The sequence below is a fragment of the Psychrobacter sp. TB15 genome, assembly GCF_000511655.1.
Taxonomy (GTDB): domain Bacteria; phylum Pseudomonadota; class Gammaproteobacteria; order Pseudomonadales; family Moraxellaceae; genus Psychrobacter; species Psychrobacter submarinus.
Map to the genome: position 1 here is coordinate 1 of NZ_AYXN01000019.1, position 19,394 is coordinate 19,394.

Below are 19,394 nucleotides of genomic sequence, written 5' to 3' on the forward strand. Positions count from 1 at the left end.
GTGATGACTTAACCTATGCATTAAAAGACAATGCTGCCAATGGTACTGTCACTGTCAACGCAGATGGTAGCTATAGCTACACGCCAAACGCCGACTTCAATGGCGAAGACAGCTTCACTTATACCATTGATGACGGTCAGGGTGGCGTGATCACTCAAACCGCAACAATCACTATCGCTGCCGTAAATGATGCGCCAGTCTCAGAAGATAGTGTTATTGCTGCTACAGAAGACACCGTAGCTGAAGGTCAGTTAGCGACAGCCACTGATGTGGATGGTGACACCCTCACTTATGCTTTAGATGAAGAAACTACAAATGGCAGTGTTATTGTCAATGCCGATGGCAGCTACAGCTACACGCCAAATGCTAACTTCCATGGTGAAGATAGCTTTACCTATACTGTGACTGATGGTACAGAGACCATTACTAAAACGGCAACTATTACCGTCGCTTCAGTCAATGATCTACCGGTTTCAACAGATACTGCCATTGAAGCGACAGAAGACACTGTAGCTGAAGGTCAGCTAGAAGCTGCTACCGATGCGGATGGTGATGACTTAACCTATGCATTAAAAGACAATGCTGCCAATGGTACTGTCACTGTCAACGCAGATGGTAGCTATAGCTACACGCCAAACGCCGACTTCAATGGCGAAGACAGCTTCACTTATACCATTGATGACGGTCAGGGTGGCGTGATCACTCAAACCGCAACAATCACTATCGCTGCCGTAAATGATGCGCCAGTCTCAGAAGATAGTGTTATTGCTGCTACAGAAGACACCGTAGCTGAAGGTCAGTTAGCGACAGCCACTGATGTGGATGGTGACACCCTCACTTATGCTTTAGATGAAGAAACTACAAATGGCAGTGTTATTGTCAATGCCGATGGCAGCTACACCTACACACCAAACGCCGACTTCAATGGTGAAGACAGCTTCACTTATACCATTAATGACGGTCAGGGTGGCGTGATCACCCAAACTGCTACGATTACTGTCGATTCGCTTACTCAAGAATCTAATATTGAGTTGCAAGAAGTCTTTGAAACTAGCGTTGTCAGTGAGCAGCAGACGGTAGTAGAAAAGCAGGCATCCTCTTATATAAATGAAGTTATAGAGTTTGAAGTCACTGGTCAAAATGGGATGCCTCAGCTGGAGCTGACTAATGGTTCTAATATCATTCGAGGCAGCTATAACTATACGTTTCAAGGACCAGGGATGTCTTCTTCATCCAGCGGTTCAATTTCATCAGTAGGCTCGAATAACTATTTGATTGAGCTGAGCAAAAATACTTTGTCACCAGGTAAATATACTCTAGACTTGTATGTATATTCATCAGGATCATTAATTGATTTTAATGTTACTGAGTTTAAAGATGTTGAATATACTGAGTTTACTGGTTATCAAGACATTACAGGCAATATCTTTGCAGATGACAATGTCAACGTCCCTGACAACTATGATATTCAGATAGCTGGGCAGACGATTACAATCCAAGCAGGCAGTCCGTCAGCGGAATCATTGACAGTGAACACTGAGAATGGTCAGCTAACTGTAAAGCCAAATGGTGATTATACGTATCAATCTGACCGTACCGAACTTGGCTTGGATGAGTCAGAGCTTGCAGAAGATTTTTATATTAAAGTCATTGATTTAGATACTAAGCAAGCGAGTCACTATGGGATCAATATTACCTCAGATGCAACATCTCCAGAGCCTAGTGAGTTGACACTCCATAACTTTGAGAGTGATGGTATATCGCAGGATGATAGCTATAGCATCAGTGAAGACTCTATTAGTTTGAGTTCAGTAGATGATGAGACCGCTCTATATAGTAATGAAAATACTATTTCAGCCTTCAACGATATAGAAACTATGGATATAGGCTCTCTTACAGACTCAAAACTGACCGAGCTGCCTAGCATTGGTGACTTACTTGATGTAAATAATGATGAATTAGTGTTTGAAGGCGATGATACAGTGGATGCAAATATAGCTAATGAGACTGCTACTACGTCAGTATCTAGTGGAGCCTCTGAGCCATCAACAGCAGTGGACTTCACTATAGGTCAAGTGCAAACGCTCAATGATAATATGCAGGCGGAAGCGATGTTCCATATCATGTAGGTAGCACTCGGTTGTATACAGCAATCAATATTGAAAAAGCGGGCGATGATTATTCATCGCCCGCTTTTTTTGAGCATAGCTAAGGAGGACTGACAGGTAACGTTGCCCTAATGGACTTAAATAACAATTAGGGTATTACAAATATTTTTATCCGTCAGTCAAGCTTTTATGGTACCGCTACTTATTTATAGGGCTAGGCAATGAGCTATTGTTGAACAAGGTAAAGTTGACGAAGCGGATAACTGGGCGGAAGGTGGTGCTTATCGATAGGACTACATACACTAGTTGGCGCTATCGCGACAAGTAGTGTTGAGAGTGAATTAGCAAGTGGTACTACGGTGGTTTCTATTCCTGCAGGAGATCGTTATCTTGATGAGACAGGTATGAGCTACTTGTCACATATTATGAGTAACTTCTCATCAGTAATCAACATTATATGTACAAAGAACCTGAGTAGCGGCGAGTACTGCCATTTTCTTGTTTTACTTCTATGATCTCGGCTAGCGATACCAATATGAACCGTATTCACTGAGTTATTAGCTTGCTTCTTGATGTCTTGGTAGTCTTCATCTGATTTAGTGTTTTCTAGTACTATGTCGTTGCTAGTCATAAGCCAATGCTTTAAAGGTAGTAGTTCTTCAGCAATACGCATAAATCGCTGCAAACTCTCCTTTTCTTCTTGTAAGAATGATATATAGGTCCTACTATTAGAAATTCGCTGGCGGCATATCTTAATGAACCAAGCCCAGTCAGACTCAGACGTTTTTCTTAGCCGATGAGCGTGACTCAGTAAGAGTGATAGTAATCTTAAGTCACTTTGATGTTGAACGCTAAGCGGACTTAAAGCGGTGGTCACTGAGTCTATAGGTTTTGCAAAGCGTGGTTCACCGCGTTTGGTGGTGATAGTAATAACTTCATGTGCCCTTTCTAATAAAATATTGGCATCGTATATAGAAATGTTAGCTAGTTGTGCCGCTTTATTTAAGGGCGTTTCGTCATCAAATGCTTGTAGTAGCAGTTGTATCTGATTTATGCCATAACGACCAAACAGCTCATTATTGGCTGGCGTATTGGTACTCAAGAGAAATTGCTTAGCACGGCTTTCGATCGTAAATTTCGGTGACTTGCGTTTGCCTTCTATGATATTTTTAAATAACAGCTTACGTATACTAGGCATATTGATCATACCGTTATCATCAATGTCAGCATTATCACTGATCTGTCTTGGGCTAATTTTAGTAGATTTGGTAATGTTACACAGTGTTTGTTTGGGTAGTCCGATGTCAGCAACACTCAACGCATAAGTAGCCATCAGAGTAGCAAAGTGATTGTAATACTCAAAGCTCCGCTCAGGCGATAAGTGCCCCATAATACCTGATAGAGCGTACCAGCGATCTTGTCCATTGGTATGCTCCCCGAGTAGGCCTTCTTTTATACGCAATACGTCGCTTTCGTCATAATCGGTGAGTGCTTCTACGAGATCTGAATGGCCTACTAGCGCTAAAGATAGGTTGCTCACTGCCGTATGCCTAAACCCATGAAAAGTATGCTCTGCTACATTATCATCTACCGATATGTCTTTTAAGACTCGTTTGAGTAACTGCAACGGAACATGGTCATCAATAGGGCGCTGATCCGATGATAAGGTAAAGATAAATTTGTTTGAGTTGTCGCCAATATTACTCTGCACAAAATTAATAAAAAAATTCAGCTCATTAGGTTTGAGGAGAGCAAATAAGGGAACGCGGCGAATACTACTTTGAGTCTTAGTTGGACGGTAGCTATTGGGCCTTATTACCACTGATGGTACAGCTGTTTTTAAGCCTTCGATGTCATTATACTTAAGTCCCAACAGCTCTTTTTTGCGCATCCCAGTACGATAGACTAAGATAAATAAAAGCGCGAACATCTCCCGCTCCAATATATCTACGGAACCCAGTATCTGCGTAATAATGGCTTGGTACGCTTGCGGTGATATCAGCTCCGCACGTACACGTCGACCATTTTTCGACTGTTGGAAGTTCACGGAGGGTAGGTTGTATTTGCTCTTTGCAAAGTTGTGCATACTCTTCAATAAATTGGCAGAGTATCCAATGTCAGTATTGTTACGTACGACAGCTTTGTACTCTAAAATCTCTTCGTAAAGTTCCTCAAACTCTTCCTCTGACCAAATATCAAGCGGCTGCGCTGTGGTGAAATACAACCACTCATAGCCTATGGTTCTAATATATTTCAAAATAGACTCATTACTAAGCGATTTTGACTCTTTTCGATTGAGTAAACTTAGCACCCAATCTAATAAAATTTTTTCACTTAAGTCATCGTATTGTTCATAGCGTTTTTGTACTCTTTCGATAAGAGTAGGTGGCTTTTTGCTGGTTTTTTTCTTTTTCTGTTTTTTATCCATTTTGAAGTCTTTAGTCAGGTTCATAATTAAATCAGACTTTCTAACCTCTATCTTTTTGGTAGAACTACTACTAGATGTCTCGTTTTGATTAACAGAGTTTTTGCTGATAGACAGCGTCAAAATATGTTCTAGAACATACGGCTCCTCTTTGTACTGATATTTTTGGTTCAAGAACCGACCAAAGTCCTGCGTGCTCAGTCCAGCCGTGTTATGCATACCTCGCAGCACCCCAACTGAAGCATGATCAATATCAGCGCCCTCCAGCTCCTCCCAGTAGTAACTGGCGTAATATAAAAACCTTGAAAAGGGAAGTGGCTTAATACCCAAAGGCTTGATCACGTCAGACAAAGCCACAGCCAAGTATTGTTTTATCTTATCTTCTGACAGCTTGGCAATGATAGGTTCAAACTCTACTTGACTACTTTTTGTATGATAATGCATCAGCCAACACTGACTGACCATATCTACAACGATTTGCTTGGTGTTGTAAAGCTTGTCACTTTCTTCTTCGCGCTCATTACCAAAGCGCTTTTGTACAAAGCGCGGCGAGACCATTATCCTTTCTTTGATGAATGGCTGATACTCTTTGGTGAGCAATGAGATAAGCCACCCTTGAAGCATTTGTACCTCATTGATACCGCCATACACAATTCCTGAGAATATCAGCCAGCCTATAATCTGATCTTGGCTATAATCGGCTGTTTGCTCCCAATTATGCTCTACTGCGCGAATAATTTTGACCAGCGCCTTACCGTCTTTTAACCAAGCTGTATTTGTAATTAGTGGATTAATTTTAGTAGGTTGTGGCGCGATTATCTTGGGATAGTGATGCTCAGCAAGCATATGGTGCTTATTTTGATAATCAACGAACTTAACGACGACTTGCCAGACATGTTTGAGTGTTCTAGATGACTCGTAAGCTTTTGCAATTTTGTTTTCAATGATTGACTGAAACTCATCAAAACCCTCTTGAGACAATGGTTCCAATTGTCTATAAAGCTCTATCTGAAACTGGCTTAAAGATTGACTCCAAGATAGCCATGACAAATCAAAATAATCGCTAGAGCTTGGCGAAAATGAAAAGATGCGTTTATTGGGCCAAAGCGCTTGTTGGTAGTATTTATTGAAAGACTTTATGAATCCGATACTTCCAGGATGAATCCTTTTCAACGACTCCCATTCGGTTTGTAAGTCGGCGAGTAGCTGTATCTCACGTGTCCTTACCGTGTCACTGTCTTTGAGTATAGATGGGTAAGGCACGTAGCGCTTTTTCCTACCATCAAACTTTGCTAAGTCATCAATAATTTTTGGCAGCTGTATTTCATTTATTAGCATGGTCAACCTCTGTAATGCTTGTGCCAACATGATTTGAATTAAGGTAATGGTTGATTGTGATATCTGATAACCCAAGCTGTGCTGCGATCTTTTCAAACACGGACGCCACACGCTTAATATCTGCTTTACTACTTGATGAGAAACGTCCCAATACTTCTTGACGAGCTTTTTCATGACCAATAACTGTGTTAATCAGCGATAAGGAAACGCCGAGATTTTCAAGCTGCGTACGAACAAAGTGGCGTGTCCAATAGGGATTGGCGTCAATGATGTGTTTGGTCATATGATAAGCATCGCCACGCTTGATGTCTTTAAGAGTAGGGGAGTTAGCAGTAGGAGCTCGCTCATACAACAGCTTTAATAGTGCTTCATCATTACCTAAACGGATATTGTCAATGATAGCGCTGATGTCATGATGACCTTGGTGCTTTGCCTGATAATTAATCAAATACGCTCTATAGTCTGTTAGATGACGTATAAGTGTGGGGCATAGCGGAATGAGACGATCACTTTTGACCTTCTTAACAGGCTTGTCATTGATGAGCAGCCAACCCATATCAAGATCGATATCGTACATTCTGCCAAGACCGTTGTTTGGACGCACGCCGGTTAAAAGGCAAAAGACAAACCATACAAAAATACTGGTTCTATTAAAGTGCTCCTCATCGTTTGAACTTTGATCGGTCCAGTACTTTATCTCATTTACGATGTCGCAAACTGTTTCAACCTTCAGCGCAAACGCTGAGCCCACCGTATATTTATGCCAATGAGTGATATAAGTTAAGTCAAAATCACTGTTGCTATTAAATATACCCAGTGCTGATTTATAGTGAGCCATAAGTGCTTCGCTGGTGTGGCTACTATAGTACATCGCAGGAGCATGGGGCGCAGGCGTACGACAGATGATATCGGCGATGTGCGCATGGCAATTAGGTGTATAACGAGAGAGCACGACATGTAGTGCGGTCTCTATACGATTGACAGACAGGTACGGCAATCCAAGGCTACTACGCAAAGCGGCAAGATAAGCCGTAAAGTCTTTTTTTAAGGGAAACTCGCAAGCAAGTAAATCATCTATAAGCCATGATGGTAGTGGAACTTTGATGGTATCAGAAGTATTTTCATAATCCTTTTCGGGCAATGTTTGGCTCGTCGACCTTTTAGTAATACCTAAACTGTGTTCAATGTAGTATTTTTTACCTTTGATTTTGAAAATATTAGGATGACCGATATAGCCGGGTATTAGTAAGGATTTAACTGGCAATCCAGTAATCATAGATAACAGTAAAATACCCGCACAGGTTTTATCAGTCTCTGTTTCTGGCAAGCTGCTTGCATCTTGGTTGAGCGCAGCAAATAACGCTTGGTAGCCGGCAAGGGAGAGTAAGCGCGTGTTAGAGTTAAGCGCGAGATTGCGCTGAGACATGTAGTTCTGCTGTAGCGATAAATCTATAGTTTGGAGCGGTATAGAGTGTTTGATTAACGAGTTTGGATATTCGCCATAGCTGACATAGGGTGCTTCATAGTGATCAATACGCTCTTCAAAGCTGGTGGTTAACCCTTCATAGCTTTCAGTGTTAGCGTCTAAAAATGCAAGATCTATGGCGATAGCGCTGTGTTCTATATCATCATGTGTGTTACCCCATGCATCATTACTAGGCGTAGTATTCCAGTTGTGACTCGTTGCAGTAGAGTCTAAGGGTAATTTCGATGTGTTATCTGCTAAGTTGATAGCTATAATTTTAATATGTTTAGGCGGCTTCTTATACTTGGGTCTAGGCTTGCGTGACGTATGCGCATTTTGATAGGCGGTCGTTATTTTTTCTATTTGGCTCAGTTTATCTTTTGCCACTTTCTTTTCTTCGGCATGAGTAGCTTGCTGATCATTGAACAATTCATATGCACTTTTTTGCTGCTCTAATAGAACAGTGAAAATGGTGAGTATGCTTTCCACACTCATGGTCATTTGAGGTGAATCAGGTAGTTCACGCCAAATCCATGTTCGTCTAGAAGATCCTGAAAACTGCGCCTGTTTGAATTGCATCAGTATATTTTTGGTTTGCTGTTTTGGCCAGTGCTGCGTTAGCATCACACTGGTGTGCATTGCTATGGCTAGCCAAATTAACCGTTTCTGTAGGTAGTCATGCTGATGTTCATTGATAGAATGTTGCATGAGAATGAGCAATTGCATGATGAGTGGTTTTTTTGCTAATTCTGATCTACTAATAGTCATAGAAAGCTGAGGAACTGGCCTTCTTTGTAATACCTGTAATATTAATCTTATTAGATTTTGGGGATTATCATCTGGCTGTCTATAGCTATTGTGTACTGCTAAAGTGATCTCAGATATGGCAGTCGATACTGCTTCTGGATATATAAAATTCTGGTCATTATCAATTTTTTTAATGATTTCTGTTAATGTTGGCGTATCAAGCCATTCTAGCTCTTCATGAGCATTCTCAGTCATAAAACACCCTCAGAAGGTCGCTTGTAATAGGTTTGCTCACTTATATTTATAAGCCGACAAAATGTAGTAATAGCAAAAATATTTTTGCCAAATAATTTTTGGTTTATCTCTTGATCCAAGATCTGATTTAACTGCGAGTAAACAAGCCTGATATCTATTGTCTTGTTATATTGAGCAATGAGATTGATAAGCTCGTAAAAACTGATGTCAAAATTAAACTGATCTTTTGGGATATATCTCACAGACACTTTTTGTCCGAGTACATTAAAATCAACATCAGGACTTTTGATCAAGTGAAAAAGCTCAAAATTATTGACTAAAAACCATCTTTTGTCTTCTTTGATAAATAATGTGGTTTTAGTCCAAGCAGCGCTATGCTTAAGTTTAAAGGCTTCACTAATGAAGGGTCTGATATGACAGGTATAAAGATTATATAGTTCAAGAACGCCTTCAAATATGACCACAGGAGTTGTCTGCAGCTTGGCAACTGTTAATGATTTTGATGGATTCATAAACACTCCACTAAGATAATGATCTAATGTGGTCGATATGCTTCATTTATTGACCTCTACTCTTATCTTACTATTACTTGCGATCAATTAAATCCCACCTCGTCAACTAGACGACAATACGTGACGCATCATTTTACTTTTAGAGTTACTTATAGAAGAGCAATGATAATTTGCTCTGAAGCGCTTTAGAAATGAGCTAGAGTTAGCAAGCACGTGGATAGGGTAGACAGAGTGGAATTCTAGGACAACGGCTTACGGATCTTAGATAGAGATTTACCAGTGTGCTGCTTAAATATTAGGATCAAGAGCTTATATGACATGGATGCAGATTGATATCTGATCTTAGGACATAAAAAGAATTTTTTATTATTTCTCACCTCTTAAACCGCCTAACACTACTCACCACCACCCCAAACAGCTCAAGCGATCCTTTCACCACGATATCTGCATAATTTTCGTTATGGGCTCGCAAGATAATATGCTCACCGAGTATCAGCTGCTTGGCGGTAAAGCCGTCATCGACTAGTGCAATCACGATATCTTTATTCCTAGCGCTTAATGAGCGATCCACAATCAAGATATCATTAGGATAGATACCCATATCGATCATGCTATCGCCTTCGACTTCTACCAAGTAGGTTGTCGTTGGGCTATGAATAAGTAGTGTGTTTAGATCAATGCGGTTTTGCACATAGTCCGTCGCTGGACTTGGAAAGCCTGCTTTGACTCTATCGCTATAAAGCGAGAGCAATACCGTCTCACCTTCGTCAGTCAGCCTTCCTATTATCTTAACCGTCATTGAGTCCACCTTTGATTTAATCTACTTTGGGTATTTGGTTGATGTTTGTGGTATAGCACGGCGATAGCATGTCTCGGCTCATCTGCCATGCTTGCTTGTCTTTGATGCCTTCGCTTGCGATAAACACTGCTGCTTGCTGATTACTGTTCTGGCCATACCTTTTATTAAGCTGATCCATAACGGCAATAACCTCTGCGCTTTTTGAGGTACTTTGTTGGTTGGTTTGATTGTCGCTACTATCGTCTGCAAACAAGTCAGGCTGTACTTCATGGTGCTGGCAGATATCAAACAGCATGACGCCAGCCTTAGCATAGCGAACATCTTTTTTAAAGATCTGAGTCAGTATCTGCCGAGCAGCGGCTACCATCACTCTAGTATCAGCGGTTGGGGTTATAAACTGACATTGTCCGGATATGGAGGTATAACCCTCTGTCTGACTAAACGGGCTATTCTTAGCAAAGACGCTTAAGTAATGACAAACGCTGTCTTGTTTACGTAGTTTGCTTGCCGCTTTTGCCGCATGACTACAGACTGCTTGACTCAGCTCATCAGGGCAGCTAATGCGAGTGGAGAAAGAGCGAGAAGAGATAATCTGCTTTCTAGCTTCTACCGCCTCAATACCAAGACAGCTTTGACCGTTAAGCTCTAAGCAGGTGCGCTCGAGTACCACCCCGAAGTGCTGTCTTATTTTCGCAGGCTCACAGACGGCGAGCTGATAGACCGTATGAATACCCATCTTATTGAGTCTGACCTTATAGCGGCGACCCACGCCCCATACCTCACCAACATCGGTGATCTGCATGATGCGTCTTATCCATCTTAGGTTGTCTAGCACGCAAACGCCTTTGGTAGCTGGGTGTTTCTTGGCGGCATAATTGGCAAGCTTTGCCATGGTCTTAGTACTGCCCATACCCACACATACTGGAATGCCGGTGTACTGCTCAACGATGCTTTTGAGCTTACGTCCATAGCTATCAAGATCAGTCATTGCGGTAGGGTAATCGGCTAAGTATAAAAAGGCTTCATCTATAGAATAGACTTCAACGGTAGGACACAGCTTTTCAAGGGTGCTCATAACTCTGTGAGACATGTCAGCATATAAAGTGTAGTTTGAACTAAAGACAGTGACGTTGTTCTTCTCGCAGAAGTCTTTAACCTGAAAGTACGGCACACCCATCTTGATACCGAGCTGTTTTGCCTCACTGGAGCGAGCAACCACGCAGCCGTCATTGTTAGAGAGCACCACTACCGCTTTATCTCTTAAGTCAGGGCGAAAGAGCTTTTCACAGTTGGCATAGAAGCTATTGCAATCAACAAGCGCATACATGGCTGTCTCAGTAGGTGGATGGCATGAAAAAAAGCATAACCAATCACGAGTATTTACGTGATCAGAGATGCCTTTGATTGTAGAGATAGCGTGCTTGAAAATTCAAGAGCGAATAAAGGGTAGACGACGATGGTTGTCGTGAGGGTTTAAATTTAATGTGATCAGTATTTTGAATGTTTAGTTGATTGAAACAGATTATAAGTAAGAACTTCTTGGCCATATTAATTAAAGTTCAGTTGCGAATACACTAAACCTCATAATCTCTTACTATGACAGATAGCTTACAAACTCAGCTCAAAGGTAAGTATTATTTTCTAAGACACCTGTGCGGTGGATCTATTCTATTAGGTTGCGTTTGATGTCATAACTTCTGAAAATCTTATTTAAAAGATTTTCCTTGCAAACCTAAAATCGGCATGCAATTTTTTAACGCTGCTCATAAGCCACCTATGCGGTGGTGAATGAAATAGTTGTGGGATTTTTGGAGAGTGTACCTTTCTAAGCCACTTTTTGCATGACGCGGCAGTGCGAGAGGTAGTAGATATTGGCACGTTTGGAGTGCAAAATAGTCTTAAGATCAGAGGAGACAAAGCTATTATCGGTATAAGGATTGCTAGGTTTTGCCATAATAGCTCCGTCTATTGAAAGTATCATAGAATTTGAATACGGATTTACTTTAACGGAACTTTGTTCGTAAAACAATGAATAATATATTTAAAACGACAGTATATGTCGCTAGTTAATTGAATGCGAAACCAGATAACCTAAGTTATCTGGTAATTAATTACACTTATTAGTCTATCTACTTACAGTAATCTGACCACCTGAAAAGCTGATACACCCCTCACAAAACCAAGAGCGCAAACTTCTTGCATAAGGTATATCTGCTGGTACATCAAGCTGGTATGGACGACCACAGTACTCACAATGCACATCGTCTAGATAGGCCTGACACTTCGAGAGTGTCCTAAACAGTAAAGAGTAGCTTATACCGTAAGACTGACATAGGATCTCTACATGAGCGAGATAATTATCGGGCGAATTATAAGACCAGTACTCACGGCAAAAGTCTTTAACTGCCTCATTAAGCGTTGGGTCGAACACGAAACTTATACTCATAGTATTCTCCTTAGTAGCCATAGATGGTTTGTGGTAGAAGAGCATACAGCTCACTCTCTAACTGACAACACATCTCATCAAGAAGATAGTCATTATTGGCATCTAAACGCTTCTGTACCCACACGCGCATCGCCATGTGATTATTAAAACAAGACTTCACTCCTAAGAAGCGCGCTAAGCCAGATCCAGATGAAATACAAAGTTCGCGAATAAGCGTATTAGCAATCTCATTAGCATCTGCACTTATCGCACCATCTCGTTTAAACTCGGCAAACAATTCCTCGTAATTAATGACTTTCATTGTGATGTCCCCTTGTCAGTAGATGATTGAGCCATTTGACTACGATTAACTAATGCTTCAAATGCGCTCCCGTCTTGGCGGGTCATGTTCGGCACATAGCGACTATAGGTGTTGAATAGCATCTTAGTGGTAGAGTGTCCCATTTGACTGGCTATCCATTCAGGACTCTCGCCAGCTGCTAACCAAAGCGTGGCTGCAGTGTGACGAGTCTGATAGGCATTGCGCTTTTTGAGTCCTAAAACCTTAAGAGTAGGATGCCAGACCCGCTTATTCACGTTGTTGTAATCTAAAGGCTCACCGGTATGCGAACAAAATACATAGTCAGAGCGCTTGTAGGTGATAGCTTGCTGCCCTTTAAGCGCTTCATACACCCAAGGAGACATTTGGATGGCTCTATAAGACTCTTGAGTCTTAGGTGGTACAATTTTGCCCTTAACCAAGGCCTGCTTAATGACAATCTCGCGACGATTAAAATCGATATTTTCCCAAGTTAAGCCATCGATCTCACTAGTGCGCATACCTGTAAAGAATCTTACTAAGTAATAGTTACGATAGTCTTCCCTAACGCCGTTAATGAACGTCCAAACCTCCTCAAGCGTGAAAGGTTGAATATCAGTCTTAGGCTCCTTAAGGGATTTGATATCATAGTAAGGGTTTTCAAACTGGTAGCGTTTAGAGGCTTCTTTTAGTATCATACCTAAAGGTACCATTATCGAATTGATGCGTGCCGCTGACAGATGTTTGTTAGCTTTTCCGTAAGTCACTTTGGCGAGGGATGAACGGAAGGCTAATACATCTGTCTTTTTTATGATATGAATAGGCTTAGTGCCGAACTTAGGCAGTAAATACATATCAATAATTTCTTTAATCTTACGTTTGTAAGTATCACGCCATTCGATCTCTTTTTCAGAAAACCATAGCAGCGCAAATTCCTTAAATGAAAGGACGTCACTTTGAAGACAGTCCTTGCGATCACTTAACGCCATCATCTCATCGCATTTATCGCTTTTGGGGAAATACTTAGCATAACTAAATATGCCCAAGGTAATCTCTGCTTCCATTTTTTCAATCACTTTTTCAAGCTTCTTACGATTCGCTGGCGTGTCAATGAGGTTTGTCGTTTCCCTACAGCGTTTGTTCATATAGCGAAAGTCGACCACCAACTTGTTATATCTACTTCTAATACTAGCCATAATATTTCTCCTTATTGTAGAGCCATAGCGTTGATGCTACCGGTGACACCAGTACGCATATCTTTTTCGATCTCTTCCCAAACATATAAAATTTTGCGTCCACCAAACGGCCGGATGTAATGAATACCTTCGATAAGCACAGTATCTTTGAGCTCATTGCGAATAGTACGAGGGTTATACTTAATGAGCTCAGAAAGCTCTTGGGTAGTTAGGTAGGTATGTGACATAATATATTCCTTATATAAAGTTTAACCATAATGGTACTTTTAAATACCATAGTTGTAATTTACCATAAAATTATAACTATGCAAGTATTTTTTATAATTAAAATTGGAGTTTTTAAGATGATAGTTAACCATCTCCCAACTTTGTTAGCTGAAAGAAGGTTAAAAGTAGCGGATGCCGTACGAGCGACAGGAGTGAGCAAAACAACTTTGCACAAGATATACAATGATCAGTCGTCAAGAATTGATTTCGATACTATAGATAAACTTTGTGCCTATCTTGAAGTAGGGGTAGGAGATATTTTTGAATATGTAGAAGAAAAGAAAGTAGAAGTTATTGAAAAATAGAAGTCAATAATAGTTTTAGAGTAGAGGTCAAAAAGAAGCTTTTAATTTTAATGGTTTTTGTAGGCTAGTCACGGTTTGGTCACCATTTGGTCACCGTCGCTTTTTTGAGATATTTCGAGCTGATTGAATAGTTATGATTATAGTGTGATTTAATAATGGTTTTTCCGCTACAGCCCATATTTTACGGACAAAAAAAAGCCCCAATCAAAAAGATTGGGGCTTTCGAATCTGGTAGGCGTAATCGGATTCGAACCAACGACCTCTACCATGTCAAGGTAGCGCTCTAACCAACTGAGCTATACGCCTATTTAGGTTGAGCATTTTAGCAAGTTTTTCAGACTTTGCAAGTCTTTTATTAAGATTATTTTGCTAAAAAATATCTAATGGTTTTTAATTAACAATCTATAAGCTGTAGAGACAGCTCATAATCGAGCCTTTAGAAAAAATAAATAGATGCCAATCCATGATTAGCATCTTATTTTACGCTTAAAGAGTTAAAAGAAACAAGCTATTGGACGGTAGTCACATCAAGGGCTACCCGGCGATTAGGTTGCAGGCAATCGATCTCTTGTTGACGTGGTAGGCTGGCTGAGCACTCGACTATTGGTTGTGACTCACCAGCGCCAGTAGTTGAGATAGTGTTAGGGTTGACCCCTTGGTTTACTAAGTAATTTGCGATTGTTTGAGCGCGCTGTGAAGACAGTCTCATATTATAGGCTTCTGTACCCTTACGGTCTGTATGACCCGTAATGACAATGGTACTGGTTCCAGTTTGCTGATACTGACGTAGTGTCTTTGCCAACCTATCAAGCTCATACCTACCTTCTGGCAGAATGTCTTGAGCTGCTGATTTGTCGAACCTAAATAAAGTATCAGTGCTTAAATTGATACGCTCCGGAGCTGGTTGTATCGTCAAAGCAGGAGGCGAGGCGGTCGTCATCGGCTTAGGAGGGCAGTCAGCTGGCATCCAATAAAACTCTTGGCCTTGATAGTTTTTATCGAAAATGATCTTATACTGACAGGTTTTTACCGAGTTATCCGGCATATAAAACTTTAAGATATAATCCCATTCGCGTGCGTACTGACCTGCGCTAAAGTGTGGAGGACCAAGCAATTGATAAATGTTATCTTTATCGATACCGGGCCTTATCTTCGATAAGTTCTCATTATTAGGAAACTGCCCTTGGTATCGCCAAGCCGTATCAGGCTCTGGGAAGACGATGTTTTGCATATCAATGTGACCATCATCAGTAATGCCGCTACTGAGACTTTTCATACCTAGACATCCTGTCATTACCAATGTAGCTAAGCTTAGAGCACTGAAACTTGCAATTTTAGTTATATAGTGGGTTTTCATATGGCTTCCCCTTTATAGTTAATCAAATGATTAAGATGAGTCTTCACCTTGAATTAGTACAAGGTGAAGACGTCTACAGATAATAAATACGGCTCTTAGAAATGGAAGCCTGCGCCGATTGCGCCGCCAGCATTACCTTGAGTATCTGCTGTACCACTGATTTTCATAATCCAACGGCCGTCGTCAGAAACTTTCGATAGACCGATCGCTACTGCACTTTCGCCATTGTAGGTTGCAACACCACCACCAACTAGTGATTTGCCTGGTAAGAACGATTGAGGCATCGAGGACATTGCCATCGCTGCTGAAATACCAGCGTTAGCTTCGTCTTCTACATCATCAACTCTATAACCAAGCTCATTGATGCTGTCACCCAAGCCTCTTGTGACAGCGTCTAGTTGCCCGAAGTTCACAGCGTCTCTAGGTGCCATGCCATCTGCAACATTTGTCACTTTAGTACCAGCGGCATTAATACCGTCTGTAGTCATACTAGGCGCTGTTTCACTATCACCTGTATAGATACCAGCTGCTGTCATACTTGGACCATCTTGAATAGTTACACCACTACTATTAATCACCGTATTGCCAGTGGTGACACTATCCATGTTGATATTGCCATTAAGATCGAACGTGATGCTACTACCTTGCGCCGTAGTTGTGATGTTATTGCCGCCTTTAAAGCTAAGCACACTATCATCACCTACCGGTTTGTTGATATTAGCACCACTATCTGCGCCAAAGTTGAGACCTGCATCAATTTTATCCTTGTTAACCTTGATGTTGGTTGTGTTGGTCTCAATATTCGTGGTATTCGTCATGATATCGGCCGCATTTGCGTCGATTTTAGTTGTATTAGACTCTATGTTGGTGGTGTTCGTTTGAATGTTTTCGTTGATAATGATTTCACCTCGTTTTATAGAAGCAATCGCACCATCAATACTATTCTCACCCGTACCACCGATATTATTATTGGTGAAGCTTCCATCTACAGGGTTATAGACTGTATCTCCTCCAATAATACTACTAATACCACTACCTTGAGCATAGAGCTGGCCACCGTTGATAGCATCTTGACTACTCTCAGAGACATCGCCATTCATCACATTGGTGATTTTGGTGTCAGCGGCATTGATACCAGATTTAGTAACACTAGGACCACCTGCAATAGTTAGACCATCGCTAGTTAGAGTACTATCACCCGTTTGTAAGCTATCAACAGCAATATCGCGATTTAAATCAAAGCTGATATCATTTGCACCTGCTGCTCGACCAGCTTGACGCGCCAGACCGCCATTGACAAGCGTTCTAGTGACCTTGATATTGCCATCTTTGCTGTTCATATCAACAGCACTGCCTTGTTTGACCATGGTAGCGCTATCACCTTGGGCACTTAAACCCCAACCTTGATCTAAAGCAATGGCTACATCTTTCAACTGCCCAACATTGACAGCATCCGTATTTAGCACACCTTCCCCAACATTGCGAATGGTGTTGCCTCCATTGTCTAGACCACGGCTACTCAATGAAACCTGCGAAACCATTCTATTCACGCCATTTCCAACGAAGGTAAAGCCTGCATCACTCATGATGCTATTGCCTATCTGTATACTGCCATCATCTCCGAGGTCTAACTGATTATTCAGTTTCACTTGGACGCCAGTCGCAGAAGCGACAGTAGTCAGATTGCTATCACCTGTGACATTGATGGTATCGCCTAATGCAAATTGCTGATCATTAGCACTATTGCCGTCACCAATTTTGATACCTTTAGCAATTTCGTTGTTGGTCTTAAACAGCTGACTACCGTTAACCGCATCTTTACTGCTAGCATCCAATAATCCATCAGCAACGTTAGTAATCTTGTTGTTGCCATTGTTCAGACCATTGTTAGTCAGTGCTACCTGATCGTTATCGCCATTGTATAAAGTAACACCTGCATTATTCACCTGAGTGTTTCCAGTGGTGACGCTGCCTGTATTACCAAGATTGATATCTTTATCCAATCTTATGTTCAAGGTGTCATCGCCATCAGCAGTAACGCTGATGTTTTTTGTTGCTGGATCAGCGTTGATGGTATCGTCACCTTTAACAATGAGCTTTTGACCAAGTTTACGGTTGACATCGGTACCACTATCACCCCCAAAGTCTAAGCCTTGGTTGATAGTCGCATTGGTTTGATTCAGCTGGTAGACATTGACGGCATCAGTATCATCCTCACCAGCAGTAAGACCCGTAATTTTACCGGTATTCTCAGCGTTGATGGTTACCTCACCAAACTTCGGTGAATCAGCCATTTGAATCTCAATACCACCACCTTGTGTCGCAATCGTATTGATATTGCCTGATGAGTATGTACCAACCGCTGTTTTACTACCAACAATCTGCATCTCCTTGTTTAGGTTGCGAGTGACATAGCCAACAGTCGGATTATCGTTACCAGAGAAGCGTAAACCATCATCTTCTAACGTCGCTATGGTATGACTGTTACCGTCACCATCTTCGTAACTTAAGCGAGTGACGTCTGTGTCATCATCAAATACGTCGCCAGACTGGATTTCTGGACGCATGGTCAGCGTTGGACTCACACCGTCTATCCCTGCAGGACCCGTTAGACCGATTGTGCCATCAGCGCCATTAATCGCCACGCCAGATGCACCGTCTGCGCCATTGACGCCGATGAAGCCATCTACACCATCTTCACCGTCTTGACCTGCTCCACCAACATTGAGGTTGTCGCCCAATGCAAAGTCGATTTCATTATCTGCCACTGTAGTGACGATACTGCCATCTGCACTGGTGTATTTGACCGTATCACCAAGTTTGACTTTGTCTTTAGTCTCACCAGGCGCTAATGAGGCGTTGTCAGCCGTGATGTCGAAACCTAAGTCAGTCAGATCCGTTGTCACGTCATTCAACTGATCAAGGTTCACCGCATCAGTACCATTGACACCTTTTCCAAGGTTGGTGATGGTGTTGGTTGGGTAACCCTCCTCATCAACGTTGGAACCCATATCGATACCCGTACTACTGATGATTGGACCACCATTATTGATCATGATGCTCTCAAGATCCGTTAGGTTCTTAGCCATCACTAGGTTTAGCTTGCTACCGTCACTGTCAACACGTAGGTTTGCACCTGATGCATCAGCAGAGTCAGCTAACGTACCTTCGATGTTCAACGTTTCATTGAGCTTCTTAGCAATGGTATCGCCCGTGTTACCGGCAAACTTCATACCATCTTCCATGGTGGCAACTTGGATATCACCAAGGACGATACGTGTAATGCCGTCCTCACCATTAACACCGGGTACACCATTGACGACACCGATGGTACCTGATGGAGCTGGCTCACCATTAAGACCTGCAGGACCCGTTAGCCCGATTGTGCCATCAGCGCCGTTGATGCTCACGCCTGAGGTACCGTCTGCGCCATTCACACCGATGAAGCCATCTACACCGTCTTCACCGTCTTGACCTGGACTACCAACACTGAGGTTGTCGCCTAACGACACAACCAAGTTGTTATCTTCATTGGTCACACTAATATTACCGTCACCGTTGATCGTAACGACGTCATCTGGCTTGACATTGCTCTTCGCGCCATCACCAGAATCAGTACGGACAAACCATCCTTTATTGGCTGTTTCGTTGACTTCGTTCAACTGATCAAGGTTCACCGCATCAGTACCATTGACACCTTTTCCAAGGTTGGTGATGGTGTTGGTTGGGTACTCATCCTCATCAGCATTGGAACCCATATCGATACCCGTACTACTGATAATCGGACCGCCGTTATTGATGGTGATGCTCTCAAGATCCGTTAGGTTCTTAGCCATCACTAGGTTTAGCTTGCTACCGTCACTGTCAACACGTAGG

Annotated in this window: 13 protein-coding genes, 1 tRNA gene and 1 pseudogene; 2 read left to right on the forward strand and 13 right to left on the reverse strand. The window is 41.9% G+C overall.

Annotated elements, in window-relative coordinates:
• The coding region (locus W234_RS13670) for an Ig-like domain-containing protein (RefSeq protein ID WP_029374373.1) at positions 1-2,129 on the forward strand (2,129 nt) is incomplete at its 5' end.
• Between the two features lie 388 nt (positions 2,130-2,517).
• Here W234_RS13670 and W234_RS0104450 read toward each other — a convergent pair.
• The 10 genes and pseudogenes from W234_RS0104450 to W234_RS0104490 form a co-directional block, all read right to left on the reverse strand.
• The gene (locus W234_RS0104450) at positions 2,518-5,871 is read right to left on the reverse strand and encodes a tyrosine-type recombinase/integrase (protein ID WP_025645148.1); all 3,354 of its coding nucleotides are present in this window, start codon (positions 5,869-5,871) and stop codon (positions 2,518-2,520) included.
• Positions 5,858-8,338 (reverse strand): hypothetical protein, encoded by a 2,481-nt coding sequence (locus W234_RS14650; RefSeq protein ID WP_025645150.1) that lies wholly within the window; start codon positions 8,336-8,338, stop codon positions 5,858-5,860. The genes W234_RS0104450 and W234_RS14650 overlap by 14 nt, the downstream gene beginning before the upstream one ends.
• Entirely contained in the window at positions 8,335-8,850 is a 516-nt protein-coding gene (locus W234_RS0104460) for a hypothetical protein (protein WP_025645152.1), read from the reverse strand. The genes W234_RS14650 and W234_RS0104460 overlap by 4 nt, the downstream gene beginning before the upstream one ends.
• 373 nt (positions 8,851-9,223) lie before the next feature.
• Positions 9,224-9,649 carry a LexA family protein gene (locus W234_RS0104465; protein WP_025645154.1) on the reverse strand — a complete coding sequence of 142 codons (426 nt, stop codon included), beginning with the start codon at positions 9,647-9,649 and terminating at the stop codon, positions 9,224-9,226.
• Positions 9,650-9,665: 16 nt separating this feature from the next.
• On the reverse strand, positions 9,666-10,976 hold the full coding sequence (locus tag W234_RS0104470; RefSeq protein ID WP_025645156.1) for a Y-family DNA polymerase: 1,311 nt from the start codon (positions 10,974-10,976) through the stop codon (positions 9,666-9,668).
• 507 nt (positions 10,977-11,483) lie between these two features.
• A pseudogene (locus tag W234_RS14455) lies at positions 11,484-11,603 on the reverse strand (subtype I-F CRISPR-associated endonuclease Cas1); the annotation flags it as partial.
• A 171-nt stretch (positions 11,604-11,774) separates the two neighbouring features.
• Positions 11,775-12,095, reverse strand: a complete 321-nt coding sequence (locus tag W234_RS14285; RefSeq protein WP_084212619.1) for a hypothetical protein — start codon at positions 12,093-12,095, stop codon at positions 11,775-11,777.
• Positions 12,096-12,105: 10 nt separating this feature from the next.
• Positions 12,106-12,396: a hypothetical protein gene (locus tag W234_RS0104480; protein WP_025645158.1), complete on the reverse strand. Its 291-nt coding sequence runs from the start codon at positions 12,394-12,396 to the stop codon at positions 12,106-12,108.
• Complete coding sequence (locus W234_RS0104485; protein ID WP_025645160.1) at positions 12,393-13,589, reverse strand: Arm DNA-binding domain-containing protein; 1,197 nt, start codon at positions 13,587-13,589, stop codon at positions 12,393-12,395. The genes W234_RS0104480 and W234_RS0104485 overlap by 4 nt, the downstream gene beginning before the upstream one ends.
• 11 nt (positions 13,590-13,600) lie before the next feature.
• A complete protein-coding gene (locus W234_RS0104490) occupies positions 13,601-13,816 on the reverse strand; it encodes a hypothetical protein (protein ID WP_025645163.1) in 216 nt (71 codons plus the stop codon).
• A 117-nt stretch (positions 13,817-13,933) separates the two neighbouring features.
• On the opposite strand from W234_RS0104490, the gene W234_RS0104495 reads away from it, so the two are divergent.
• Positions 13,934-14,161 carry a helix-turn-helix domain-containing protein gene (locus tag W234_RS0104495; RefSeq protein WP_025645165.1) on the forward strand — a complete coding sequence of 76 codons (228 nt, stop codon included), beginning with the start codon at positions 13,934-13,936 and terminating at the stop codon, positions 14,159-14,161.
• 229 nt (positions 14,162-14,390) lie between these two features.
• Here W234_RS0104495 and W234_RS0104500 read toward each other — a convergent pair.
• The 3 genes from W234_RS0104500 to W234_RS0104510 form a co-directional block, all read right to left on the reverse strand.
• Positions 14,391-14,467 (reverse strand) — tRNA-Val (locus W234_RS0104500).
• Between the two features lie 202 nt (positions 14,468-14,669).
• A complete protein-coding gene (locus W234_RS0104505) occupies positions 14,670-15,437 on the reverse strand; it encodes an OmpA family protein (RefSeq protein WP_227501933.1) in 768 nt (255 codons plus the stop codon).
• 176 nt (positions 15,438-15,613) lie between these two features.
• The coding region (locus W234_RS0104510) for a YadA-like family protein (protein WP_198015300.1) at positions 15,614-19,394 on the reverse strand (3,781 nt) is incomplete at its 5' end.